At 51.7% G+C, this 23,493-nt stretch carries 23 protein-coding genes; 20 read left to right on the top strand and 3 right to left on the bottom strand.

Going from position 1 to position 23,493, the window contains the following annotated elements; all coding sequences use genetic code 11:
- Positions 1-66: 66 nt before the first annotated feature.
- Positions 67-777, top strand: coding sequence for an HAD family hydrolase (locus ACTQ3A_RS10845; protein ID WP_441099655.1), 711 nt, complete (start codon positions 67-69; stop codon positions 775-777).
- Positions 778-953: 176 nt separating this feature from the next.
- Entirely contained in the window at positions 954-3,044 is a 2,091-nt protein-coding gene (locus ACTQ3A_RS10840; RefSeq protein WP_441099656.1) for an LTA synthase family protein, read from the top strand.
- A gap of 242 nt (positions 3,045-3,286) precedes the next feature.
- Here the strand turns inward: ACTQ3A_RS10840 and ACTQ3A_RS10835 are convergent, their stop codons facing one another.
- Entirely contained in the window at positions 3,287-4,384 is a 1,098-nt protein-coding gene (locus ACTQ3A_RS10835; protein WP_441099657.1) for a PTS transporter subunit IIC, read from the bottom strand.
- A 334-nt stretch (positions 4,385-4,718) separates the two neighbouring features.
- Between ACTQ3A_RS10835 and ACTQ3A_RS10830 the strand changes: the two genes are divergently transcribed.
- The 18 genes from ACTQ3A_RS10830 to ACTQ3A_RS10745 all read left to right on the top strand — a co-directional run bounded on the left by ACTQ3A_RS10830 (position 4,719) and on the right by ACTQ3A_RS10745 (position 20,725).
- On the top strand, positions 4,719-5,156 hold the full coding sequence (locus tag ACTQ3A_RS10830) for a GatB/YqeY domain-containing protein (protein ID WP_441099658.1): 438 nt from the start codon (positions 4,719-4,721) through the stop codon (positions 5,154-5,156).
- Positions 5,157-5,243: 87 nt separating this feature from the next.
- Positions 5,244-5,951, top strand: a complete 708-nt coding sequence (locus tag ACTQ3A_RS10825; RefSeq protein ID WP_441099659.1) for a Crp/Fnr family transcriptional regulator — start codon at positions 5,244-5,246, stop codon at positions 5,949-5,951.
- A gap of 2 nt (positions 5,952-5,953) precedes the next feature.
- Positions 5,954-6,898 (top strand): AEC family transporter, encoded by a 945-nt coding sequence (locus ACTQ3A_RS10820; RefSeq protein ID WP_441099660.1) that lies wholly within the window; start codon positions 5,954-5,956, stop codon positions 6,896-6,898.
- A 233-nt stretch (positions 6,899-7,131) separates the two neighbouring features.
- Positions 7,132-7,368, top strand: coding sequence for an acyl carrier protein (acpP, locus tag ACTQ3A_RS10815; RefSeq protein ID WP_441099661.1), 237 nt, complete (start codon positions 7,132-7,134; stop codon positions 7,366-7,368).
- A 161-nt stretch (positions 7,369-7,529) separates the two neighbouring features.
- Positions 7,530-8,102, top strand: coding sequence for an acetyl-CoA carboxylase biotin carboxyl carrier protein (locus tag ACTQ3A_RS10810; protein ID WP_441099662.1), 573 nt, complete (start codon positions 7,530-7,532; stop codon positions 8,100-8,102).
- Position 8,103: 1 nt separating this feature from the next.
- The gene (accC, locus tag ACTQ3A_RS10805) at positions 8,104-9,480 is read left to right on the top strand and encodes an acetyl-CoA carboxylase biotin carboxylase subunit (RefSeq protein ID WP_441099663.1); all 1,377 of its coding nucleotides are present in this window, start codon (positions 8,104-8,106) and stop codon (positions 9,478-9,480) included.
- 95 nt (positions 9,481-9,575) lie between these two features.
- Positions 9,576-11,447, top strand: a complete 1,872-nt coding sequence (locus tag ACTQ3A_RS10800; RefSeq protein WP_441099664.1) for an acetyl-CoA carboxylase carboxyltransferase subunit alpha — start codon at positions 9,576-9,578, stop codon at positions 11,445-11,447.
- A 65-nt stretch (positions 11,448-11,512) separates the two neighbouring features.
- The gene (locus ACTQ3A_RS10795) at positions 11,513-12,559 is read left to right on the top strand and encodes a beta-ketoacyl-ACP synthase III (RefSeq protein ID WP_441495316.1); all 1,047 of its coding nucleotides are present in this window, start codon (positions 11,513-11,515) and stop codon (positions 12,557-12,559) included.
- A 189-nt stretch (positions 12,560-12,748) separates the two neighbouring features.
- Positions 12,749-13,714: a nitronate monooxygenase gene (locus ACTQ3A_RS10790; protein ID WP_441099666.1), complete on the top strand. Its 966-nt coding sequence runs from the start codon at positions 12,749-12,751 to the stop codon at positions 13,712-13,714.
- Positions 13,715-13,802: 88 nt separating this feature from the next.
- Entirely contained in the window at positions 13,803-14,780 is a 978-nt protein-coding gene (locus ACTQ3A_RS10785; RefSeq protein ID WP_441494828.1) for an ACP S-malonyltransferase, read from the top strand.
- Between the two features lie 156 nt (positions 14,781-14,936).
- A complete protein-coding gene (fabG, locus tag ACTQ3A_RS10780) occupies positions 14,937-15,680 on the top strand; it encodes a 3-oxoacyl-[acyl-carrier-protein] reductase (protein ID WP_441494829.1) in 744 nt (247 codons plus the stop codon).
- A 34-nt stretch (positions 15,681-15,714) separates the two neighbouring features.
- Positions 15,715-15,864, top strand: coding sequence for a hypothetical protein (locus ACTQ3A_RS10775; RefSeq protein WP_441474282.1), 150 nt, complete (start codon positions 15,715-15,717; stop codon positions 15,862-15,864).
- Positions 15,861-17,123, top strand: coding sequence for a beta-ketoacyl-ACP synthase II (gene fabF / locus ACTQ3A_RS10770; protein ID WP_441494830.1), 1,263 nt, complete (start codon positions 15,861-15,863; stop codon positions 17,121-17,123). Before ACTQ3A_RS10775 ends, fabF begins: the two co-directional genes overlap by 4 nt.
- Positions 17,124-17,271: 148 nt before the next feature.
- Positions 17,272-17,709: a 3-hydroxyacyl-ACP dehydratase FabZ gene (fabZ, locus tag ACTQ3A_RS10765; RefSeq protein WP_441099671.1), complete on the top strand. Its 438-nt coding sequence runs from the start codon at positions 17,272-17,274 to the stop codon at positions 17,707-17,709.
- Positions 17,710-18,018: 309 nt separating this feature from the next.
- Positions 18,019-18,537, top strand: coding sequence for a MarR family winged helix-turn-helix transcriptional regulator (locus tag ACTQ3A_RS10760; protein WP_441487021.1), 519 nt, complete (start codon positions 18,019-18,021; stop codon positions 18,535-18,537).
- Between the two features lie 527 nt (positions 18,538-19,064).
- On the top strand, positions 19,065-19,952 hold the full coding sequence (locus tag ACTQ3A_RS10755; RefSeq protein WP_441487020.1) for an AraC family transcriptional regulator: 888 nt from the start codon (positions 19,065-19,067) through the stop codon (positions 19,950-19,952).
- 124 nt (positions 19,953-20,076) lie between these two features.
- Positions 20,077-20,514: a MarR family winged helix-turn-helix transcriptional regulator gene (locus tag ACTQ3A_RS10750; protein WP_441487019.1), complete on the top strand. Its 438-nt coding sequence runs from the start codon at positions 20,077-20,079 to the stop codon at positions 20,512-20,514.
- A gap of 25 nt (positions 20,515-20,539) precedes the next feature.
- Complete coding sequence (locus tag ACTQ3A_RS10745) at positions 20,540-20,725, top strand: 4Fe-4S binding protein (RefSeq protein WP_441494831.1); 186 nt, start codon at positions 20,540-20,542, stop codon at positions 20,723-20,725.
- A gap of 295 nt (positions 20,726-21,020) precedes the next feature.
- On the opposite strand, the gene glgD is transcribed toward ACTQ3A_RS10745, so the two are convergent.
- Together glgD and ACTQ3A_RS10735 are read right to left on the bottom strand one after the other, a co-directional pair.
- Complete coding sequence (gene glgD / locus ACTQ3A_RS10740; protein WP_441494832.1) at positions 21,021-22,136, bottom strand: glucose-1-phosphate adenylyltransferase subunit GlgD; 1,116 nt, start codon at positions 22,134-22,136, stop codon at positions 21,021-21,023.
- 3 nt (positions 22,137-22,139) lie between these two features.
- Positions 22,140-23,279 carry a glucose-1-phosphate adenylyltransferase gene (locus tag ACTQ3A_RS10735; RefSeq protein WP_441494833.1) on the bottom strand — a complete coding sequence of 380 codons (1,140 nt, stop codon included), beginning with the start codon at positions 23,277-23,279 and terminating at the stop codon, positions 22,140-22,142.
- Positions 23,280-23,493: the final 214 nt, after the last annotated feature.

The raw sequence follows: 23,493 nt of genomic DNA, 5'->3' as shown, positions 1-23,493 counted from the left end.
TACGGATGGGTCAGACTGAGCAAAGAGACATGCGCAGAGGAAGAACCTTGATTAAGTGGGAGGAACATGAGAAAAGCAGTATTTTTTGATCTGGACAACACATTGTACAGCTATGATAACGCCGATGACGCGGCACAGAAAACGCTGAACAGATTCTGTGCGCGGCAGTTCGGTCTGTCGGAAGAATTCACCGGGCGGAGAATCCACGAGATCATGGATCAGCTGATCGGGGAGATGGGATGGAAACAGGCTGCGACCCACGACAGGCTGATCCGCTTCAGCCGCTTCCTGCAGGATATCGGGCAACCGGTTTTCCCGTATGCAGGTATGATGTATGACATTTACTGGGACACGCTGATTCAGAATATGACGCCGGAGAAAGGCGTTTACCGGTTTCTTGGGGAGTTGAAAAATCGGGGATATTATGTGGCCTGCGCGACCAATATGCTGTCCTGGATCCAGTACAGAAAAGTCCGTAAGCTTGGGATGGGAAGTCTGCTGGAGGATCTGATTACGAGTGCCGAGGTGTGCACGGAGAAGCCGGACCCGGAATTTTTCCGCTTCTGTGTGAAAAAAGCGGGTTTCCAGCCGGACGAATGTGTCTATATTGGAGACAACTACAGGCTGGATGTACTCGGCTCGAGGGAGGCGGGCCTGCGGGGAATCCTGTATCAGACGGCGGAGCTTGCCGCAAGGCATGAAGGCGCGGAGCCTGGCGCGGCGGTGATCCGGGATTACTCAGAGCTGGAGAAAAATCTGAAGCTGATTGAGATGTAATTTGTGTTTCAAGGATTGCGCGGAAACAGGAACTGCAGGTATTTTTTGTGAATAAAATGTGAAAAAGACTTGATTCGACGCGGATTTATGATATGTTAGTAAACAGTGTCTAACCGCGTCATCCGAAAATACTTTTTCAGGATGAGAATTCACATCAGAAAGTTGGTACGGCTGAAATGAAGATATCTTTTAATATCACCAAAAAGCGAATGCTCTGCTTTGGCATTCTTCTGGCGGCGGCGGTTGTGATGTATGCGATCACCCGATATATGCTCTGGACGCTGCTTCCCTATGCCGGCGTGCTGTTTGTTGTCACGAATATTGATTTTGAGCTGAGCGACAGGGTTCCGTGGGTCTGGACGGCGATTCTGTTTGTTCTGAGCTGCAAGTTCACGGAGTTCTGCGTGCAGCATGTAATCCTGGCGCCTGATTTTTTTATCAAGACCTCAAAACATACACATTTGATGAATGTTCTGCTGATTCTGTCGGTCTATTTCCTGTTTCAGCTGATTCTCAGCCGGCCGTCCTGGTCCGCAATCGCGGCACACTGTGCGCTGACGGCTTTTGCGTACACGAACTATTTTGTATACACGGTTCGTGGAAATGAAATCGTATATTCGGATCTGATCACGGTCGGAACCGGACTGAGTGTTGTCAAGAACTACTCGTTCATTCTGCATGACAGAGGCGCGTATATCATTATGCTGAGCATCCTGTATGTGATGCTTGTCCGGAAAATCAAGGTGAAATACACCTGGCACTGGCTGCAGAGAATCATCAGCGCGGCCCTTATGATTGCGCTTTTCGGCTATGTGTTTCAGAAGACAGCGAACACAGAGACCCAGACATGGGAACAGAAGGGAACTTATCAGAACGGCTTTGTTCTGAATTTTGTCCTCAGTGTCCGCGACAACTTTGTCCAGCCGCCGGAGGGTTACTCTGCCAGTGCAGTGAAAAAACTGGAGGATACCTATAAGGACGCGGATGCGGTTCAGAATGTGACCACAAACGAGGAGGTCAAGAATCCGACGATCATCTTCATCATGGATGAGTCCTTTGCGGATCTTTCCGTACTGGGCAATCTGGAGACCAATGTGGGTGACTACATGCCGTTCATTCATTCCATGAGCGAGAATACGATAAAGGGCTATGCCCTGTCGTCTGTTTTTGGCGCTAAGACGCCGAACTCCGAGTGGGAGTATCAGACCGGAAATTCCATGGCGTTCCTGCCGTCCGGATCTGTTGTGTACCAGCAGTATATGAACAATACCCCGTTCTCCATTGTATCCACATTAAAAAATATGGGCTACACGACGGTTGCCATGCATCCCTACTACGCAAGCGGCTGGAGCAGAAAGACTGTGTATCCGAAGCTTGGATATGATGAAACGTATTTCATGGATGATCCGGCGGGATTTTTTGATCAGACAAATATCATGCGTGACTATATCACGGATCAGGAGCTCTTTGACAAGATTATCAACCGCTACAACGAGAAAAAAGACGGAGAGAGTCTTCTGATCACCGGCATTACGATGCAGAATCACGGCGGTTACACAGGCACGTATTCCAACTTCACGCCGACGGTAACGGCAGAACCGGGAATTTTCAGCGATGTCAATCAGTATCTGACCTGCGCGCAGGCGACCGATACCGCGGTGAAAAACCTGGTCGAGTACTTCGAAGGTGTTGATGATCCGGTTGAGATCGTATTCTTCGGAGATCATCAGCCGAGTCTGGACGAGTATTTCTACCGGTATCTGAACGGAAAGGGAATGTCCGGACTGACCATGGACGAGCTGGAGAACTTCTTCAAGGTGCCCTTCTTTATCTGGACAAACTATGATACAGATGCAACCACGATTGACTGCACCAGTTTGAACTATCTGTCTACTCTGACGCTGGAAAGAGCGAATATTGAACTTCCCGCGTATAACAAGTTCCTGGCGGAGATGATGAAGACCGTGCCGGCGATCAATTCCCGTGGATACTATTCGGAGACGACGAAGCAGTTTGAGCATCTGGAAAACGCAACCGGTGACGAGGCAAAATGGATCAGGAACTATAATATACTGGAATACAATTCGATGTTTGACAAGGACAACCGGAGTGATGTGTTCTTCCCCTACATCACCGGGGAGAGCACAGCATCGGATTCGAGTGCAAAGAGCGGAGGAACTGCCGCGGACAGTTCCTCCGGAGATGAAGAGGGAGGGACTTCTTCGGGAAGTTCCTCTTCCGAAGAGAGCAAAGAGGCGGCAGGCTGAACCTGCCGCCTCTTTGACCATATGTAATAAGATCGGTGCGAACGTGTGAAATCCGAATATGCGCGAACAGTGAGCCACATCCGCTCACACATTGTGTGAAGCGGTGGGGCTCACGCCGCGGAAGACCGACGAAGTCGGTCACCTGCAGGATTGCGGGAGTGCAAAGCACGGAGCAATCCGTAGCCTATACAGTGTGTGGCACGATTTATCGTAAGGGCGTGTATGTATGAGCAGGCGACGGGTCAATTCTGCTTCAGGGTGAGATCTCCGTCCTTTACCCAGCCTCTTCTGCGGCAGAACTGATTGATCAGCGGGCAGATGACGGCGGGAAGGATGAAGCAGATCAGAACCAGTCCGATCCAGTCGCTGGCGGTTATCGCTGTCTTCGTCCCGGCAGCGATATCATTCAGCCAGCCCTGGAAGACCCCGATCTGTCCGACGAGACCGCAGGTGCCCATTCCGGAATCAATCGCCGGCCCATTCATCTGCATGCGGAAGACGCAGGTGGCGATTGGTCCGGTAATGGCGGAGGTGACGATCGGGGCAATCCAGACCTTTGGATTTTTTACGATGTTGGGCATCTGGAGCATGGAGGTTCCGATTCCCTGGGATACCAGACCTCCCCATTTATTCTCGCGGAAGGACATCACAGCGAATCCGACCATCTGGGCGCAGCAGCCGGCAACGGCGGCGCCGCCGGCGAGGCCGGTGAGCTGGAGAGCCGCACAGATTGCGGCTGAGGAAATCGGAAGGGTCAGAGCAATTCCGACGACGACAGATACCAGAATGCCCATCAGGAGCGGCTGCAGCTCTGTCGCCCACATGATGAAATTGCCGACCATCATCGCAAGTTTTCCGAGTGGTGGCGCGATCAGGGCGGAAAGGGCGACACCGACACCGATGGTGACGAGCGGTGTGACAAGGATATCGACCTTGGTCTCTCCGGCGGCCATCTTCCCGATCTCCGCGGTAATGATTGCGACAAATAGTACTGCGAGCGGTCCGCCTGCGCCTCCGAGGGCGTTCGAAGCAAAACCGACTGTGATCAGTGAGAAGAGGACCAGGGGCGGGCACTGAAGAGCCCGTCCGATGGCAACGGCCATCGCCGGTCCGCTCATCGCCATGGCGAGGCCGCCTACGGTGTAGTCAACACCGGAAACGGTTGCCACGGTAGCGGAGAGAGCTCCGATGTGAAACAGGGTACCGATGGTGTTGATGATGGTGCCGATCAGAAGAGAACAGAAAAGTCCCTGAGCCATGGCGCCGAGCGCATCGATGCCATAGCGCTTCAGGGATATTTCTATGTTCTTTTTCTTAAGAAACGCCTTGAACTTTTCCATTTTTCTTTTTTTCTCCTTTTCTTCCTTTCCCCATTTTGTCTGCCGTTCCGATTTTCCACCTGCGCCGGAGCGGCTATTCTGCCAGTGCAGGTGTTCCGTTCGGAGCAGCTATTCTGTCAGTGCAGGTGTTCTGTCCGGATACGTGACAAGACACATGTCTGCGCAGATTATATAACACGAGGGAAAGAAAAGTCAATGGAATTGCTGGTGCTGCAACAGAGCGCGAAATGGCGCGGAAGTGCTCATTCCTGCAGGATTGGGAGAGTGCAGCTGTTTTATTTGCGCCGTGTGCGTGTGCCGTGATATACTGTAGACCGAAAAGAGGTGTTTAAGAATGCAGTTTGAGAAATTACAGAAGGATATGATCGCGGCCATGAAGGCTCGCGACAAAATCAGAAAGGATACAATAGCTGCGCTGGTTTCCGGGGCGAAGAAGATCGCGATTGATGAGGGAAGCCGTGACAATATTACGGAGGAGATCACGGACCGGGCGATCATGAAGGAGCTTCGCGCCGCGAAGGAGCAGTATGACAGCTGTCCGGATTCGCGCGCGGATCTGAAGGAGGAGTACAGGAACCGCTATGAGATCATCTCAGCTTATGCGCCGAAGATGATGTCTGAGGAGGAGATCCGCGAGGTTCTGACCGGCAGATTTGCCGATGTCATTGCGACGAAGAACAAGGGGCAGATCATGAAGACGGTCATGCCGGAGCTGAAAGGCAAGGCGGACGGAAAGACCATCAGTAAGGTTGTAGCGGATCTCTGCAAATAAGGTATGAACTCGAAGTCCTCTGCGGCCGGCCCGGCCAGTATGTGGCACGACTTACCAGATCTGTTTTAGAAGGGAGAGCTCCGGAACATGCGTGATAGAAATGCGGAAATCAGGAAGAATTGCAAGGACGCGATGAAGAAGAGCTATTTGTTCCGGGGGCTCGCGGAGGAAGAACTGGAGGTTCTTCTGGACAGTGATTATCTGCGTTTCCGGGAGTACGGAAGAGAAGAACGCATTTTTGAGGAATCAGACCGACCGAAAGATATCATGGTTCTGGTCACGGGAAATCTTCTGATTGCTCAGGACACCATGAACGGGAAGAGGATGATTTTGTCCAGAATCACGGATCCCGGGGATACCTTCGGGGAGATCTATGTGTTCAAGCAGCTTCCCGCGTATGATATGTATGCGGAGACGATGGAGCCGTCATCGATTCTGATGGTGGCCGCGGATCTGCTTTCCGGGGAATGTGAAGACGCATGTGCGAAGATCGCGGAAAAAATGATGCGGAATCAGCTTGGGATGTTCGCCGCGAAGGCCTATATGATGAACCGGAGACTGCGCATTCTCGGGAGCTCCAGCATCCGGGAGAAGATCGCCAGGCTTCTGATCGAACGGCAGGGCGGCGATAACCGTGTCCGGGTGATGCCGCGCGAGGAGATGGCGGATTACCTGAATGTGACCAGACCGTCTCTTTCCAGAGAAATCAGCGCGATGGTCCGCGAGGGAATTATCCGGAATGAAGGACAGACCCTTGTCATACTGGATCAGGAAAAGCTGGAGGAGTATGTGTAATTATGTCAAACCTGATCTTTAGCATGAATGCGACGCTTCCGATTTTCCTGGTCATGATGCTCGGATATTTTTTCAGAAAAAAAGATATCATCGGGGAGGCGTTTGCGTCCAGGATGAATACCTTTGTATTCCGGATAGCCCTTCCGGTGAGTCTGTTCGGCCAGCTGGATTCGGTGGACTTCTTCAAGGTGTGGGATACGGAGTATGTCTTGTTCTGTTTTCTGGCGACGCTGGTGAGTGTGGGAATCGGTATTCTGGTCTCGTTCGTATTCCGGGACAGAGAGGTCCGGGGCGAGTTTGTCCAGGGATCCTACCGGAGCAGTGCCTCGCTTCTGGGAATGGCGTACATTGAGAATATTTACGGGAAGGCAACCATGGGGCCTCTGATGATGCTCGGCTGCGTTCCCCTGTACAATGTGATGGCGGTTCTGGTCCTTTCGCTGATGGGCGGAGGCTCGAAAGGCCTCGACCGAAAGCAGCTGCGCCATGCGCTGAAGGGGATTGTCACGAATCCGATTATCTGGGGAATTGTGCTGGGGTTTGCGTGGGCGCTGACCGGATTGAAGATGCCGGTGATGTTTCAGACAACGATCGAATACATTGGCAGGCTCGCGAGCCCGATGGGGCTTCTGGCAATGGGTGCAAGTCTGAATTTCGGCAGCATCCGCGGCCGGCTGGCTCCGATTCTTACCGGATCGCTCCTGAAGCTGATCGGTTTCGCCGCACTTTTTCTTCCCGTGGCGATCTGGCTCGGATTCCGGACGGAGAAGCTGATCGCGGCGCTGATCATGCTCGGATCCGCAAGCACGGTTGCCGGTTATGTGATGGCAAAGAATATGGGACACGACGGAGTTGTGTCGTCGGGAATCGTGATGATCACGACTCTCTGCAGCGTATTTACGCTGACGTTCTGGATCTGGCTTCTGCGATCCATGGGCTTTGTATAAGTGAATATGAGCATTCTCCTTTCGGGAGCCTTGGGGCTGCCGCACGATATTCTGGTGCGGCAGCCCCTTTATCTTTCACCATCTTATATTTAAAAATATTTAAATAAATAATTTGAAATATATTGACATCTGCATTGAGCAGCAGTATAGTAACCCTCGAAACAAAAACCTAAAATTATTTAACTAAATAATTGAAGGTAATTAACGCTAGAATGACGATAAGGAGAATGAAAATGGATACATTTGAAAAGGTAAAAGAGATTATCATCGACACACTGAGCTTTGACGGTGACGAGATTCGCCCGGAATCGGATTTCTTCAAGGATCTGAAGGCAGATTCACTCGATGTTGTTGAGCTGATGATGGCTCTTGAAGAGAACTTCGGTATTTCGATTCCGGATGAGGAGCTTCCGAACCTGCATACGGTGGAGAGTGTTGTGAAATATATCGAGGATCACAAGGAAGACTGAGAACAGACGGACAGGATATCGGGCACGGACGGACAGGATACCGGGCACAGACGGACAGGATACCGCGCACGGACGGGCAGGATACCGGGCACAGACCGCTCTGGAAGGGATCGGCCGTAGTCGCATTCGTTCAGAAGTCCGGACGATTTTGGAGGGCAGGAATGAGTTATACAGTGGAAGAGCTTCAGATACTGATGGAGAGTTTTGGAAAATCGGGGCTGACCAGATTTCGATATTCGACTCAGGAAGAAACTCTTGAATTCAGAAATGAGCCGGGGACTGGTCATTTCTCTGTTGCGCCGGCCGGCAGGGAAGGAATGTCGGCAGTATCTGCGGATACAGATACAAAGTCCGGGACAGCGCAGGTACGGGCGGCTTCTGAATCGGATACGGCATCGGCTGGCTCCTCGGAAGACGTTGGAAATGGTTTTGGATCCGGGACAGGCAGCCCTGCCGGAGAGAAGGATGACAAGGCGGGCGGGAGTCCGGAAGGTACGGTTGCTGTAAGAGCTCCGCTGGCGGGTATTTTCTACCGGGCATCCAAACCAGGAGAGAAGCCGTATGTCGAGGAAGGACAGAGCGTGAAGAAGGGGGATATCGTCGGACTGGTAGAGGCCATGAAGATGATGAATGAGATCCCCGCTCCGTGCGACGGCATCGTTCGGGAGATCAAGGCAAAGGACGCCGCCTTTACCGGATATGACGCTGTTCTGATGACGATCGGGGAGAATTGAGATGTTCAAGAAAGTACTGATTGCAAACCGGGGAGAAATCGCGATGCGGGTTTTGCGATGCTGTCAGGAAATGGGAATTGACACCGTGACTGCCTGTTCCTCGGAAGACCGGAATTCCCTTCCGGTACAGTTTTCGACAGAATCTGTCTGCATTGGTCCTGCGCAGGCGGCCGCAAGCTACCTGAATCAGGAGGCATTGATCGAGGCAGCCAAGGCATATCACTGTGATGCCATCCACCCGGGATATGGATTTTTATCTGAAAATGCGGATTTCGCGGAAAAATGTGAGAAGAATGGAATCACCTTCATCGGTCCTTCTTCGCGGATGATCCGGGAAATGGGTGACAAGCAGAGCGCCCGCGCGCTGATGAAAAAGCATGGAGTGCCTGTGGTTCCGGGTTCAGACGGGATTCTGAAAGACTGGAAGGAAGCGGCTGAGGTCGCGGAGAAGGTCGGGTATCCGGTGCTTGTCAAGGCTACGTCAGGAGGCGGAGGACGAGGAATGCGGACCGCCTTTGACGAGTCGGAAATCCGGAACGCCTTTGAAAGCGCGGAGGCGGAAGCGAGAGCTGCCTTCGGAGACGGATCGCTGTATCTTGAAAAACTCATCCTGCATCCGCATCACATTGAGGTGCAGATTCTGGGCGATACAAAGGGCAATATTATACAGCTTGGTGAGCGGGACTGCTCCATGCAGCGGCGGAATCAGAAACTGATGGAGGAATGTCCCGCAAGGATTCTGAATTCCAGACAGCGGGAAGCAATTCACAAGGCAGCGCTCAAGGCCGCCAGAGCCGTTCATTACGTGAGCGCGGGAACGGTGGAGTTTGTTCTTGACAGAGAGAATCATTTCTATTTCATCGAAATGAATACGAGAATCCAGGTGGAGCATCCGGTGACAGAGGAGGTGACAGGCGTGGACCTGATCCGGGAACAGATCCGGATCGCCGCGGGCCTGTCCCTCGGGTACAAGCAGAGTGACATTCATTTGAATGGGCATGCCATTGAATGCAGGATCAACGCGGAAAATCCCGCGAGGAACTTCGCTCCGTGTCCCGGGGATGTACCTTTTGTTCATTTTCCGGGCGGCAACGGGGTACGCATCGAGAGCGCAATTTATTCCGGATGCACGGTAAGCCCGTACTATGATTCGATGATCGCGAAGGTGATTGTTCATGCGCCGGGAAGGCTTGAGGCGATCCGGAAGATGAGGGTTGCGCTTGAGGAAATGACGGTCGAGGGAATCGACACGAACATCGATTTTCTGTATCTGATCCTGTTTAATAATGATTTTCTGACCGGGAATGTCGACACGGGATTTCTGGAGAAAAATACAGATGCCATCATCCGCTGGGGTGAAGAAAGCCGGAAAGCGTAAGGTCCGATTCAGGGGTTCAGTTGGAGACGTACATGTTTCATTACGGTGAAGAAAGCCGGAAAGCGTAAGGTCCGATTTAGGGGAGCAGAGAAATCATGAGTAAGAGTATCCTGGGAACAGTATTGCTAGATGCTAAGGTCAATACGGCGGACGGCATTTTTTTCGGCAGAAGAAAAACTCTTCTGGGTTTCCGGAAGATGCGCGAAAAGAAGACTGCCCGCCGTCCGGTCGGCGAACACCTGACAGCCCTCTTTGACGGAGGAAAATTTTCAGAAGAGTTTGCGCCGGATCTGAAGACAGATGATCCGCTGAGTTTTCCCGGGTATGGCAGGAAGCTTGAGGAGAACCGGAAAATCTCGGAGAAACCGCAGGGATGTGTCGCGGGAGTCGGGAGGATCAACGGAATTCCGGCGGTCGGTGCAGAACTCAGCAGAAATTTCATGATGGGCAGCATGGGAAGTGCTGAGGGAGAAAAACTGACGATTGCGATCGAAGAAGCAGACAGAAGAAAACTTCCACTGATTATTTTTTCTGCGAGCGGCGGGGCGAGAATGCAGGAGGGAATGATTTCCCTGATGCAGATGGCGAAGACGAGTGCCGCGGTGGAACGGTTGCGGGAGCACGGAGGACTGTATATATCGGTGCTGACGAATCCGACTACCGGAGGTGTGAGCGCGAGCTATGCGAGCCTGGGAGATATTACGCTGGCAGAGCCGGGTGCACTGATCGGTTTCGCAGGGCCGAGGGTGATCGAACAGACCATCGGCGAGAAACTTCCGAAGGGATTTCAGCGGTCTGAGTTTCAGCTGGAACACGGCTTCGTGGATAAAATTGTGCCGAAGCAGGATCAGAAGAAAGAGATCACGCTGATTCTGAAGCTTCACGGGTTCAAATCGGACAGAAACGGAGACGGAGAATATGTACCGGAGCTGGAGGACGGGAACCGGAATGCCGGAAATCGCGAGCGCACGGCACTCGCAAATGCCGAAGCTTCGAAACAGAATGCTGCGTGTGAGGAGCCGGAAGCTTCGAAGCAGAATGCCGCGTGTGAATGTCCGGATAGTTCGGGGAAGACTGCCGTGATAGAGAAGCCGGGAACCGGGGCTGCGGGAGAGGCAGCAGGTTTTGCGGAGACGGCATCCTCCTGCAGGGAGGACACACAGAAAATGGATGAGCCCGGCAAGCCGGGCGCGTACGACCGGGTGCGGCTCGTGAGAGACAAGAACCGCCCGAAGATTACGGACTATATCGAGGGAATTTTTGAAGAATTTCTTGAGCTTTCCGGAGACCGAACCGGGAAAGAGGATCCTGCGATTCTCGGGGGTATCGGACTCCTGAATGGAAGACCGGTTACAGTGATCGGACACAGAAAAGGCAAAAATCTGGCCGAGAACATGAAATGCAATTTTGGAATGCCGGAGCCTCAGGGCTACCGGAAAGCGCTGCGCCTGATGAAGGAAGCTGAAAAGTTCGGACGTCCGGTTGTAACCTTTATCGATACACCGGGGGCTTATCCCGGGAAAGAGGCAGAGGAGAACGGACAAAGCGCGGCGATTGCCGAAAATCTTGCGGCTATGAGTGCGCTGAGGGTTCCGGTGATCAGCATTGTCACCGGGGAAGGAAACAGCGGAGGAGCCCTGGCAATCGGTGTCGGTGATGAGATATGGATGCTGGAGAATGCCGTGTATTCGGTGTTATCTCCGGAAGGATTTGCCAGTATTCTCTGGAAGGATGCCTCGAAATGCAGGGAAGCTGCGGAGGTTATGAGGATGACCGCGGAAGACCTTCTGAATCAGGGCGTTGCCGATCGTGTAATTCCGGAACCGGAGGGCGGCGCGCAGCGAGATCTTCCGGGGATGTGCCGGATTCTCCGGGAAAATCTGGAGACAGAGCTCGAAAAACTGGAAGAAGAGGACGGCGAGGCTCTTGTGGAGCAAAGATACCGGAAATATCGTGAAATCGGCTAGAGAAGCTGATATGGAACAGGTGGCGGCATGTGGAAAAGAAAAAAGACAGGAAATCATACAGACATATGAATGGTATTGAAATCATTGGTCTGGGAAAGGCAGTGCCGGAAACCAGACTGACTAACGAGGATCTCAGGCAATATATGGATACTTCAGACGAGTGGATCCGCAGCAGAACCGGTATTGTGTCGCGGCATTTGTGCACAGGTGAGGAAAGCCTCACGGATCTGGCGACGGAGGCGTCCCGGAAGGCCATGGAGGACGCCGGAATCGCCCCGGAGGAAGTCGGACTTGTGATCTGTGCAACCTGCACCACGGATTACATGGTTCCGTCCGTAGCCTGTGCCGTACAGGAGAATATTGGAATTCCGGGCGGTGTTCCCGCATTTGACATTAATGCGGCGTGTTCGGGATTTGTGTATGGACTCCAGCTGATTTATTCGCTGATGAATGCAGAAGCCGCCTGCCGGTCAGAGCGGAAGTACGCGCTGATGATCGGAGGAGAACAGCTCTCCAAGATGCTGGATTTCTCGGAGAGATCCGTGAGCGTGCTGTTCGGTGACGGAGCGGCGGCGGCGATTGTGCGCGGCTCGTCTCAAAAAAGATTTTTCTGCCACACTGCAGCGGAGGGAGACCGCAGTGCCCTCTATGCGCATACCGTCGGAAGAAACCAGATTCCGGCCATGGAGTACAGGGGCAAAAGGATTGTATCCGAAAACCCGCTTCAGATTACGGAATCGTATGCGGCAGGAATCATGAAAGACGGCTATCTCAGGATGGATGGCAGGAAGGTATTCCGCTTTGCGGTGCGTGTACTTGCTGCCGAGATCGATCAGATGGCGGAACAGAGCAAAGTCCCTGCGGAAGAGATTGACTACATCGTCTGTCATCAGGCAAACAGCAGAATTATCGACTATGTCCGGAAACAGAAAAATCTTCCGGAGGAGAAGTTTTTTATGAATCTGCAGGAATATGGCAATACGTCCGGGGCCAGCATTCCCCTGGCACTGGCGGACATGAAAGACAGAGGGATGCTGAAGCCGGGCATCAGGATCTTCTGCATCGGATTCGGCGCAGGTCTTACCTGGGGCGGCTGCTATCTGGAATTCTGAAGAATCAATGTATAGCGAAACGGAAGAGCATGCCCGGGAGTGTTGCATATCCATCTGGATTCTTAAGTATCTGCCAGGAAATGCGCACCAGCGGAAAAAGGGTCAGAGGTCAGCCTTGCTGTGGCAGACCGCAGGTGAAAAAGCGGTTTTGTCAGCGGCAGGCATGTATACAGAAGAAAGGCACAGAACATGAAATTTCTGAATGAGATAACAGGAACAAAATATCCGTTTATTCAGGGCGGAATGGCAAATATTGCTACAGGGGAGTTTGCGGCGGCATGCTCGAATGCGGGCGCGCTCGGCATCATCGGCTCGGGCGGAATGAATGTTGAAAAACTGGAAGAAAATATTCACATCTGCCGTTCTCTGACGGATAAGCCTTTCGGAGTAAATCTGATGCTGATGAATCCGGATACCGATCAGATGGCGGATCTGGTCGCGAGGGAGAAGATACCCGTCATCACAACAGGTGCGGGAAACCCCGGAAAATACCTTTCCAGATGGAAGGAAAGCGGGAGTCTGATTTTTCCGGTATCTGCCAGTGTGCTGCTTGCGCTTCGTCTGGTACGGGACGGCGTTGACGGAATTATCGCAGAGGGAACGGAGAGCGGAGGCCATGTCGGTGAGATGACGACAATGACGCTTGTGCCCCAGATGCGGGACGCTCTTCCAGAGAATGTTCCGGTGATTGCAGCCGGAGGAATTGCGGACGGAAGACAGCTTGCGGCTGCTTTTGCTCTCGGCGCATGCGGAGCGCAGATGGGAACCTGCCTTCTGGTGAGCAGCGAATGTCCGATACATAAGAATTATAAGGAAGCAATCTTGAAGGCGGGGGACAATGCCACGGTTGTTACGGGGCGGACGGTGAATTCGCCGACCCGTATCCTGAAAAACAAGATGGCCCGGCAGTATATCCGCAGGGAGAAAGAGGGAGCCGAACAGATGGAGCTGGAAAAATTCACGCTCGGTTCTCTTCGAAAAGCGGTGTTTGATGGAAATACATCTGAGGGATCGCTGATGGCGGGCCAGGTCTGCGGACAGCTGAAGGAAATCCGTCCAGTCGCGGAAATCTTCGAGTCTATCATGCGCGGGGCACAGGAAACAGCCGGGAGTCTTTCAAGGAATATCGCATCCGGGAGTGCGGATCATCAATAAGAGATATAAGAGAAATAAGAGATCAACAACTGATCACTAAGAAAAATAAGAAATCAGCAGGAGTTCAATAAGAGAAAGGGAGTCAGTCATGAAAACAGCATTTTTGTATGCCGGTCAGGGAAGCCAGCATGCCGGCATGGGCAGGGATTTGTATGAGGCATATCCGACATTTGCCGAAGAAGTGGACAAGGCGGACGCGGTGCTGAATTTTGATCTGAAGAGAATGATGTTTGAGGGACCGGAGGAGGAGCTCTCGCGGACTGCTTACACCCAGCCGTGTCTGGCTGCCTTTGCCGCGGGAATGGCAGCGGTTCTGACCGAACGTGGAATCCGTCCGGATTATGTGGCAGGACTCAGCCTCGGCGAATATAGCGCGCTGCATGCGGCGGGTGTTTTTTCCACCGAGGAGCTGATCCGGATTACGGCATTCCGCGGGCAGGCGATGTCGAGAGCCGGAGAGGGACTGGATACAAAAATGTGCGCCATTCTGGGACTTCCTGCTGAAAAGACGGCGGAGATCGCGCAGAAGGCTGCAAAAGAGACCGGGAGTATTGTGGAAGTATCCAACTACAACGCAAAAGGACAGAATGTAATCTCCGGTTTTGCAGAAGCTGTGACCCGGGCGGAGGAGATTGCAAAGGAAGAGGGCGCGAGAAGATGCATGGAGCTGAAGGTCAGCTCTGCTTTTCATACATCGCTGATGGCTCCCGCTTCCCAGGAGCTTCATGAACTGTTCGGCAGGACAGCGTTCGGAAAAATGAGCATTCCGGTTCTTTTCAACACGCTGGGAGGTCCGTCGGACACGAGAGGAAGACGGATCGATGATACCTCCCTGAGCCCGTCTGCGTACACGCAGGCTGATGTAAAGACGATTGGCGCTCTGCTTGAAAAACAGGTGATGTCGAGTGTGAGGATGGCGCAGACGATCGAGTGGCTGAAGGATGCCGGCGTCGAGAAAATCATCGAGATCGGTCCGGGACATGTGCTTGCCGGATTTGTCAGCCGGACGGTAAAAGGAATGGAAACCGTCTCACTTGATACGGCGGAGGATGTGGCGGCCCTGTGAGAGCGCGGCGGCATTGCATCGTTTACAAGAGCGGTTTAACAGAGAAGAAGGTTGTGTCTCTGTGAGAGCGCGAAGACTGCTATGCAGAAGGTTGTCAACTACCAGCAACCAAAAGGCAGTGGGTTTCCGCCTGCAGCAAACGAAAGGATTATATTTATGAATTCAGAAAATCAGACAGCAATAGTAACCGGAGGCAGCGGCGGAATCGGCAGAGCGGTCTGCAGAGCGCTCGCTGAAAAGGGAATTCATGTCGTGATCAATTATTCTCATAATGAGGCGGCAGCGAAGGAAACGGAAAGACTCTGCCGGGAATGCGGAGTTCAGACGCTTCTGGTGCAGGCGGATATATCCGACAGCGCGGATTGTGACCGGATGTTCCGTGAGGCGCAGAAGCTGACCGGAAGAATCGATATTCTGGTGAACAATGCCGGAATCACAAAGGACAGCCTGCTGCTGATGATGAAGGAGGAGGACTTCGACAGAGTCATTCACGTGAATCTGTATGGCACCTTCTACTGTATGAAGAAGGCGTCGAGGATTATGCTGCGGCAGAAATATGGAAGGATTGTCAGTATATCGAGCATTGTGGGAATTCACGGGAATCCGGGACAGGTCAATTACGCGGCTAGCAAGGCGGGGATTATCGGGATGACAAAATCCCTGGCGAAGGAACTCGCAGGGCGGAATATAACGGTAAATGCCGTTGCCCCCGGAATGATCGATACGGAGATGACGGAAGCTCTTTCGGATGCCGCAAAGGAGGCCATGCTTTCGGGGATACCGATGGGACGTGCAGGCAGGGCGGAAGAGGTTGCCGCGGCGGTCGCCTTTCTGGCATCGGAGGAAGCCTCCTATATCACCGGTCAGGTGCTCGGCGCAGACGGCGGAATGGGATGCTGAAGAAGGAACGGCGGAATATAAGACTCTGGCACAGATGGCAGAAGAAGAGGCCGGAGAGGTCAGCAGTACAAGATACCGGAGTGGACGGCAGAAGATAAAGTTGCCGGCGCAGATGGCAGAAGAAGATACCGGAGTGGACGGCAGAATAGATTCTGAGAAATGGACAGATTGGAGAAACACATGAGACGAAGAGTAGTGATTACCGGGCTCGGAATTGTATGCCCGATCGGAAATGACAAGGAAGAGGTCTGGAGCAGTGTAAAGGCAGGCGGATGCGGGATCGGACCGATCACGCTCTATGATCCTGCAGAGCAGAAGGTAAAGCTTGCCGGTGAAGTAAAAGATCTCAAATTGGACGACTACGTGGATAAGCGGGAGGCACGGAAGATGGACCGCTACACACAGTTCGCCATGGTGGCAGCGAAGCAGGCGATGACCGATTCCGGTCTTCTCGGGCTCGATGAGCCGAGAGACAGGTGGGGCGTCATCATGTCGAGCGGCATCGGGGGCATCGGGACAATCGAGAACGAAAAGGTTCGCGGGATGGAGAAAGGCTATGACCGTGTATCGCCTTATTTCATACCGATGTCAATTGCAAATATGGCTGCCGGTCACATCGCAATTGAATACGGACTGCACGGAATGTGTACTTCTGTCGTAACCGCATGTGCCAGCGCGGCAAATGCAATCGGAGAATCCTTTCGACATATCCGTGATGGATACGGCGATGTCATGGTAGCCGGAGGAGCCGAAGCGGCAATCACACCTCTGTGCATGGGAGGATTCACTTCCCTGAAGGCACTTACGACAGCTGCCGATCCGGCACGCGCATCAATTCCGTTCGACGCAGAAAGAAGCGGATTCGTTATGGGAGAGGGAGCCGGCGCACTGATTCTCGAGGAATATGAGCACGCCAGAAAACGCGGAGCTCAGATTTACGCGGAAATTGTGGGCTATGGGGCAAACTGTGACGCCTATCACATCACGGCGCCGTCGCCGGAAGGAACCGGAGCAGAGCAATGCATGCGTCTGGCAATGGAGGATGCGGGTATCTCACCTGCAGAGGTAGATTATATCAATGCACACGGGACATCCACAAAGATGAATGATTCCTGCGAGTCAGCGGCGATCCGCCGGATCTTCGGCGACGATGTGAAACGTGTCCGGGTAAGCTCCACAAAATCCATGACCGGTCATCTTCTGGGCGCGAGCGCAGCGGTAGAAGCGGTGATCACAGTGGAGGCAGTTCAGAGGGATTTTGTTCCGCCTACTGTGAATTATAAAGTTCCGGATCCGGAATGCAGCCTGGAGGTTGTTCCGGGAAATGGCTATCCGATGAAAATCAGCTACGCCCTTTCGAACTCCTTCGGATTCGGCGGACATAACGTCACCCTTGTATTTCGGAAAGCAGAAGACAGTTCCGATGAAGGGAAAAACAGCTGACAACAAACTGTTGTTTGAATGTGAAAAAAATCATGGCATCGTGCATGGGAATGGAAAGTAAAAAAGGTCACGGCATTGTGCCATGGAAATGAGTGAAAATCAGATACAGACGCAGCTTTATTCAAGTGAAAGAAAAGAGCAGAAAACCATGCAGTTTAATTCAGATGAAATTAAAAAAATACTTCCCCATCGCTACCCGTTTCTGCTGGTGGACCGGATCACAGCCTGTGAGCCCGGTAAGTATGCAGACGGCCGCAAATGCGTCTCGGTCAACGAGATGCAGTTCTGCGGACATTTTCCGGTACAGTCGGTGATGCCGGGCGTTCTGGTCCTTGAGGCTCTTGCGCAGACCGGTGCCGTCGCATTGCTGACGGAAGAAGAGAATAAGGGGAAGCTTGTATTTTTCGGCGGTGTCAAACAGGCGCGGTTCCGCAGACCGATTATACCCGGAGACGTCATTGAGATGCATTGCGAGATAATCGGAAGAAAAGGCCCCATAGGTTTTGGAAAAGCAGTCGCCACTGTGGACGGCAAGACTGCTGTTACGGCCGAACTCTCTTTTGCAATAACAGACCCGAAAGAATAAATCAGAACTCTGAACGCAGAATGATTTTCCATTTACGATGCAGAATCAATTTTCATTCACAACGCAGAGTGAAAGATCCGAAGGCGATATGGACAAATTGCACAGAGATTCTTGATGTGCTAATATTTAGTGTATAAGCTCTTCGAAAACGCAGACAGGTCGCCTGCCGCGAAGCGCGCGTAAGAGACTGTATGCGATTTCGAAGGCAACAGGTATGAGCACGAAGTGACGCTGGGACTTATACAGTGTATGGCACAATGTATCGTATGGGGGATTATTCTATATTTCGCAGTCCGGGGGGAGGTATTTATGAGTTCTGCAGGAGATGAGCTAAAAGAAAAAGCAAGGAAGACGAAGGAGCTTTTCACAGAGGTGTATACAAACTTCAAGCTGCACTTTTACCGGGAGGTGTTCCGGAATTTTGACAACCGTGAGGCGACGCTCACCACGGTGGAAACCTTCTGCATGGAAGTAATCTATGCCATGAAGAATCCGACGATCAATGAATTCGCCAGTTTTATTCAAATCTCGTCGCCCAATGCCGCCTATAAGGTGAACAGTCTGATTCGGAAGGGATATCTGCAGAAGATCAGGTCAAGGCAGGATCACAGGGAGTATTACCTTCAGGTCACGCAGAAGTACATCGATTACTATAATGTCAGCAGCTCGTATGTAGACAGAGTTCTGGACAAGGTTGAGGGCAAGATGAGCGAGAAAGAGATCGAGGATTTCTATCATACCCTGACAATTATCCAGGAGGAGCAGATGAAGGATGTACCGTTCTACAGCAGGGATCGGGAAGTAATGCCAGGAGATAATGCAGAATAAAACGGAACAGAAAAGACAGAACAGAAAAGACAGAACAGAAAAGACAGAACAGAAAAGACAGAATAGAAAAGACAGAGTAGGAAGGACAGAGTAGCTAAAACAAGACAGATAAAACAGAATAACGAGATAAAACACGCTGCGCGAGTTTTATCTCGCTATCGCGACGCTCGCCGCACACGAATACTTTGCATTCGGCTGCGGCTCACTGTTCGCGTAAATAAAACGGAAGTCCTGTATAGTTGAAATTGAAAGGGGGATACTATACAGGACTTCCTTTGATGAAAGTGAAAGGATTTATATGAAAGCCATAGTAAATGGCTGTGGCTGGCCGGTTAGATGCAGCGCAGTGTCGGACATCTGATCATCCAACACACTCCTGCGGAGCATTGCGTCAGGGATTGTAAAAACCCCGGATCACCGCTTACGAATAACCTTGTTTCATTTATGTTTGTAGAATACACCGGTATTTGTTATAATACATGCCAGGTACTTTAAAAAAAGAAGACATTTTTTGCGGAGGAGGATGTATGCTTCCATTATATACCGAGACTAAGAATAATTTGCAGATTGAGCTGAGACAGTCCGTTCATGCTTCTCCACATCTTCACAAATCGCTGGAGTTTGTATATGTCATGAAGGGTACGCTGGAGCTCGGGGTAGGAGATATGCTGTACCACATGGAGGAAGGCGATCTGGGCATTGTCTTTCCGGAGCTGATTCATCATTATCAGGTATTCGACAGCTCTGAGTGCATGGCATATTATCTTCTTGCTTCGCCTTCCATGGCAGATGCTTTCGGGGCTGTCATGCAGCAGAAATCTCCGGAATATCCGGTTATCGCAGCTGAAAATGTGCATCCGGATATTCGTTATGCGCTGGATACTCTGTACAAGCTGGACCAGGGAAGCTCTCTCTATTATAAATGGCGGCCGGAAGGCTCTCCGGAAAACAGAATCCGGGAGGTTCTCCAGCAGGCATATGTGAACGTGATCATGGCGAGATGTTTGCCATGTATTACACTGATTGACAAGTCCATGGTAGGCAGCGATGATATCATTTACCGGATGGTTTCGTATATTACCGGAAAGTTCAGGGAGCCGCTCACACTGACGCAGATGGCGCATGATCTCGGAATCAGTCCGTATGCGCTGTCCAGAATCTTCTCCGGAACCTTCCACCGGAATTTCAATCAGTATCTGAATGAAGTCCGGCTGGAATATGCCGCGGAGCTGCTTCACCGGACCGATGAGCCGATTACGGACATTTGTATGGATGTCGGGTTCGGCAGCCAGAGAACCTTTAATCGTGTATTTATGGAACATTTTCACACCTCTCCCCGTGAATTTCGCAGTCATCAGTGGGCGGCCGATGAGGCGCACGGCCGGGGCAAGGATGATGAAACAAGGAGAGCGTAACCGGAGGGGAGACCAGCGGGAAACCAGCGGTGAACGGCCGGAAATGCAAGGTTGACAGAATTGTAATATCGGGTATAATCTAATTGCAAGCAATTAATTGCTGCGCTTGAAGGAGTTTTTGAGAATGAGTAAATATGATTGTATCCGGCTGGAAAATCAGCTTTGTTTTCCGTTATATGCAGCCTCGAAGGAGGTTGTGCGAAGATATAAACCGATCCTCGATGAGCTGGATCTTACATATACCCAGTACATTACCATGATGGTTCTCTGGGAGAAGAAGCAGACGAATGTCAAGGAGCTTGGCAAATGTCTGTTTCTGGATTCCGGGACATTGACGCCGCTTCTGAAGAAACTGGAGCAGAAGGGATATATCATCCGGCATCGCTCGACCCATGATGAACGCAACCTTATGGTGCAGATTACGGAGCGCGGCGAAGATCTGCAGGAGAGGGCGGTTCAGGTTCCGAAGAAGATGGAAAAGTGTGTGAATCTTGAGCCGGATGAGGCAAAAGAACTGTATCGGCTGCTTTACAAGCTTCTTGGAGGAATTGAAGAGGATTGAGACGGGCGGTTGACGGAGACGTATCATGGATGAGGAGAATGAATATTATATACAGAGCAGCTGCATGGCATGCGGGAAGTGCATCACCAAGTGTCCGCAGCACTGTATTGATCTGAAGGGCAGCATGGCGGTGATCCGTCAGGAGGACTGCAGACACTGCGGAGAGTGCAGAGACATATGCCCGGTTGGAGCCGTGGCGGTATTTGACTGAGGAGTCTGTAGGGCCGGGCGGACTGAACCCGGATTTGGGAGATGCAATTCCGGGTTGATTCTGAGGGTGCCTTATGGCGGTTTTGAACCGGATAAGTGAACTGGATAAAAAAGAGGGCTTTCACACGATGAAATTCGTGTGAAAGTCCTCTTTTTACGCGAACAGTGAGCCGCAGCCGAATGCGAAGTATTCGTGTGCGGCGAGCGCCGCGATAGCGAGATAAAACTCGTGCAGCGTGTTTTATCTCGCTATGTCAGAGTGTATTGTCAGGTCAAGGCACTGCCTGTCCCTTTGGTCAGAGGATGTCGTCGCGCTTAATGTATCCGGGCTTTTCCGGAGTTCCGATGATCTCCTTTGCGTGGATGATCTGCGCCCATTTGTCGACAACCTGATTTTCGATATGTACGTCTTTGCCGATCCTGGAATATGCGAGGACGACGCAGTTCTTCACGACGGCACCGTCCTCGATGGTTACACCACGTCCGATGACACTGTTCTCCACAAGGCCTTTGATCGAGCAGCCGTTGGAGACAAGGGAGTTCCTTACCTCAGCCTGCTCGTAATACTTTGTGGGTGCGGCATCACTGGTAACGGTGTAGATCGGCCAGTTATCATGGAAGAGGCTGTTGGCATTGTCGACATCAATCAGATCGAGATTCGCCTCAAAATAGCTCTTGAAATCGGTAACTGTCGCGAAATATCCGCGGTGAGCGACACCTCGTACATCCAGATCATTTACCTCAGAATTGATGTATTGCGACAGGGTGTAGATCGAGGAGAGCTTCTGGGCTTCCCGGACCAGAGAGATGAACAGATCCTTCTTCATCACGTAGGTGTCCATGAAGATGTTCTTCGCGTTGGCGGTTCCTGTGTTGCGCTCGATGGAAAGAACGCCCTTCTGCTTGTTGAGGTCGAGGGTGTCGCAGTGCAGATAGGATTCCTTCGCGTTATTCACATGGTGATACAAAAGAGTAATGTCTGCGCCGGAAGCAACGTGCTGCTCGAGGAGCTCATTGTAGTCCTGCGTATACACCATATAGCTCGGCGCGATAATGACATACTCCTGTCCCTTCCTGGCAATGATGTTCATGTTCTCGGCAAATGCCGCAATATCTGTATTATATACATCATTGGCGGTGCTGTTGTCAGAGAACAGAAGCTGGAGCTTACCCTTCTTGGAGTTGATGTTGAATGAGCCTTCATTGCCCAGGTGCTCAGCCAGAGAACGCGGATTCTCTCTTACATAAACCTGAATATTATCGATGCCGCTGTTGCTCATATTGGAAATCGGAAAGTCGATGACACGGTATCTTCCGGCAAAGGAGAACGCGCCCATAGGCCGATAGTCCTGCATTCCCGCGATTTTGATATGATTGGCGGACGAAGTAATAATTCCAAATGCGGTTGCCATGATTTATTCCTCCCCCTTTACATTCTTTGCGACAAGCTCAATGCTTTCGCTGTTGGCGTCACCGACAACGGCGTTCGGGCCGATCTTGACATTGTTTGCTACGAGGGCACGTGTGACAACGGCACCTTCTTCCACGACGGCACTGGGCATCAGAACCGTATCTGTGACCTTCGCGCCGGGCTTCACGACAGAACCGGTGAAGAGAACAGAACGCGTCACAGAACCGTCAATCTTGCAGCCCTGTGTGATGAAGGCGGTTTTGATCTGCGCGTTCGGTCCGATATACTGCGGGAGTGCGGAGGCATCCTCTGTGTAGATCTTCCATGCGGGATCCTCAAGGTTCAGACCGCTTTTGTCATCCAGCAGATCCATATTCGCCTCCCAGAGAGAGTCGATGGTTCCGACATCCTTCCAGTAGCCCTTGAACTGGTACGCCCACAGGGACTTGCCGTCATTGAGAAGCGTCGGAATGATGTCCTTTCCGAAGTCATGGCTGGAATCCGGATTCTTCATGTCCGCGACCAGAAGCTTGCGGAGAAGTTTCCAGTTAAAAATGTAGATGCCCATCGATGCAAGATTGCTCTTGGGCTCCGCCGGCTTCTCTTCGAACTCCATAATTTTGCCGTTTTCATCGGTATTCATGATACCGAAACGGCTGGCCTCCTTCATCGGTACGCCGATGACCGCAATGGTGGCGTCAGCGTTGTGCTCCTTGTGGAAGGCAAGCATGTTGTCGTAGTTCATCTTGTAGATGTGGTCGCCGGAGAGAATCAGAAGATATTCCGGATCATAGGAATCGATAAAATCGATGTTCTGGGAGATGGCGTCTGCTGTTCCGCGGTAGACATCGAGATCCGCATCGGCCTTCTCACGAGGCGGCAGTACGAAGACACCGCTTCCGTTGGAATCGAGACCCCAGCGGCGACCCTGTGCTACATAGCTGTTCAGAAGCACCGACTCGTACTGTGTCAGAACACCGACAACATTGATGCCGCTGTTGGCACAGTTACTCAGAGGGAAATCAATGATGCGGTATTTTCCGCCATAAGAAACGGCAGGTTTGGCAACCTTGTTCGTCAGATCTTTCAGACGGCTTCCGCGTCCGCCGGCCAGGATCATGGCCAGCATATTATTTTGACTCATAAAATGAACCCCGCTTTCTTTGGAAATTTCGTGAACATCCATCTTATATGCAGTGTACATCTGTGTTGGTAAGTCAGAGGGATGTTTTGATATAATTATACAATATTTACAGTGCGGGGTAAATGTTTTTGATACAAAATATTGATATACAAGTGCGTGAAAACTGCGTTAATTATGTATAACGCATAATGGACAACGATATTTGAGTGGGAAA

The sequence above is a fragment of the Bilifractor sp. LCP21S3_F8 genome (assembly GCF_052117805.1).
GTDB lineage: Bacteria > Bacillota > Clostridia > Lachnospirales > Lachnospiraceae > Bilifractor.
The sequence above is the reverse complement of the archived record's forward strand: the minus strand, read 5'-3'. Positions and strand labels throughout refer to the sequence as shown.

Bases quoted from the DNA above. Each gene is read 5' to 3' on its own strand.
- ACTQ3A_RS10845 (WP_441099655.1), top strand. From the start codon at position 67: ATGAGAAAAGCAGTATTTTTTGATCTGGACAACACATTGTACAGCTAT.
- ACTQ3A_RS10840 (WP_441099656.1), top strand. From the start codon at position 954: ATGAAGATATCTTTTAATATCACCAAAAAGCGAATGCTCTGCTTTGGC.
- ACTQ3A_RS10835 (WP_441099657.1), bottom strand. From the start codon at position 4,384: ATGGAAAAGTTCAAGGCGTTTCTTAAGAAAAAGAACATAGAAATATCC.
- ACTQ3A_RS10830 (WP_441099658.1), top strand. From the start codon at position 4,719: ATGCAGTTTGAGAAATTACAGAAGGATATGATCGCGGCCATGAAGGCT.
- ACTQ3A_RS10825 (WP_441099659.1), top strand. From the start codon at position 5,244: ATGCGTGATAGAAATGCGGAAATCAGGAAGAATTGCAAGGACGCGATG.
- ACTQ3A_RS10820 (WP_441099660.1), top strand. From the start codon at position 5,954: ATGTCAAACCTGATCTTTAGCATGAATGCGACGCTTCCGATTTTCCTG.
- acpP (WP_441099661.1), top strand. From the start codon at position 7,132: ATGGATACATTTGAAAAGGTAAAAGAGATTATCATCGACACACTGAGC.
- ACTQ3A_RS10810 (WP_441099662.1), top strand. From the start codon at position 7,530: ATGAGTTATACAGTGGAAGAGCTTCAGATACTGATGGAGAGTTTTGGA.
- accC (WP_441099663.1), top strand. From the start codon at position 8,104: ATGTTCAAGAAAGTACTGATTGCAAACCGGGGAGAAATCGCGATGCGG.
- ACTQ3A_RS10800 (WP_441099664.1), top strand. From the start codon at position 9,576: ATGAGTAAGAGTATCCTGGGAACAGTATTGCTAGATGCTAAGGTCAAT.
- ACTQ3A_RS10795 (WP_441495316.1), top strand. From the start codon at position 11,513: ATGAATGGTATTGAAATCATTGGTCTGGGAAAGGCAGTGCCGGAAACC.
- ACTQ3A_RS10790 (WP_441099666.1), top strand. From the start codon at position 12,749: ATGAAATTTCTGAATGAGATAACAGGAACAAAATATCCGTTTATTCAG.
- ACTQ3A_RS10785 (WP_441494828.1), top strand. From the start codon at position 13,803: ATGAAAACAGCATTTTTGTATGCCGGTCAGGGAAGCCAGCATGCCGGC.
- fabG (WP_441494829.1), top strand. From the start codon at position 14,937: ATGAATTCAGAAAATCAGACAGCAATAGTAACCGGAGGCAGCGGCGGA.
- ACTQ3A_RS10775 (WP_441474282.1), top strand. From the start codon at position 15,715: ATGGCAGAAGAAGAGGCCGGAGAGGTCAGCAGTACAAGATACCGGAGT.
- fabF (WP_441494830.1), top strand. From the start codon at position 15,861: ATGAGACGAAGAGTAGTGATTACCGGGCTCGGAATTGTATGCCCGATC.
- fabZ (WP_441099671.1), top strand. From the start codon at position 17,272: ATGCAGTTTAATTCAGATGAAATTAAAAAAATACTTCCCCATCGCTAC.
- ACTQ3A_RS10760 (WP_441487021.1), top strand. From the start codon at position 18,019: ATGAGTTCTGCAGGAGATGAGCTAAAAGAAAAAGCAAGGAAGACGAAG.
- ACTQ3A_RS10755 (WP_441487020.1), top strand. From the start codon at position 19,065: ATGCTTCCATTATATACCGAGACTAAGAATAATTTGCAGATTGAGCTG.
- ACTQ3A_RS10750 (WP_441487019.1), top strand. From the start codon at position 20,077: ATGAGTAAATATGATTGTATCCGGCTGGAAAATCAGCTTTGTTTTCCG.
- ACTQ3A_RS10745 (WP_441494831.1), top strand. From the start codon at position 20,540: ATGGATGAGGAGAATGAATATTATATACAGAGCAGCTGCATGGCATGC.
- glgD (WP_441494832.1), bottom strand. From the start codon at position 22,136: ATGGCAACCGCATTTGGAATTATTACTTCGTCCGCCAATCATATCAAA.
- ACTQ3A_RS10735 (WP_441494833.1), bottom strand. From the start codon at position 23,279: ATGAGTCAAAATAATATGCTGGCCATGATCCTGGCCGGCGGACGCGGA.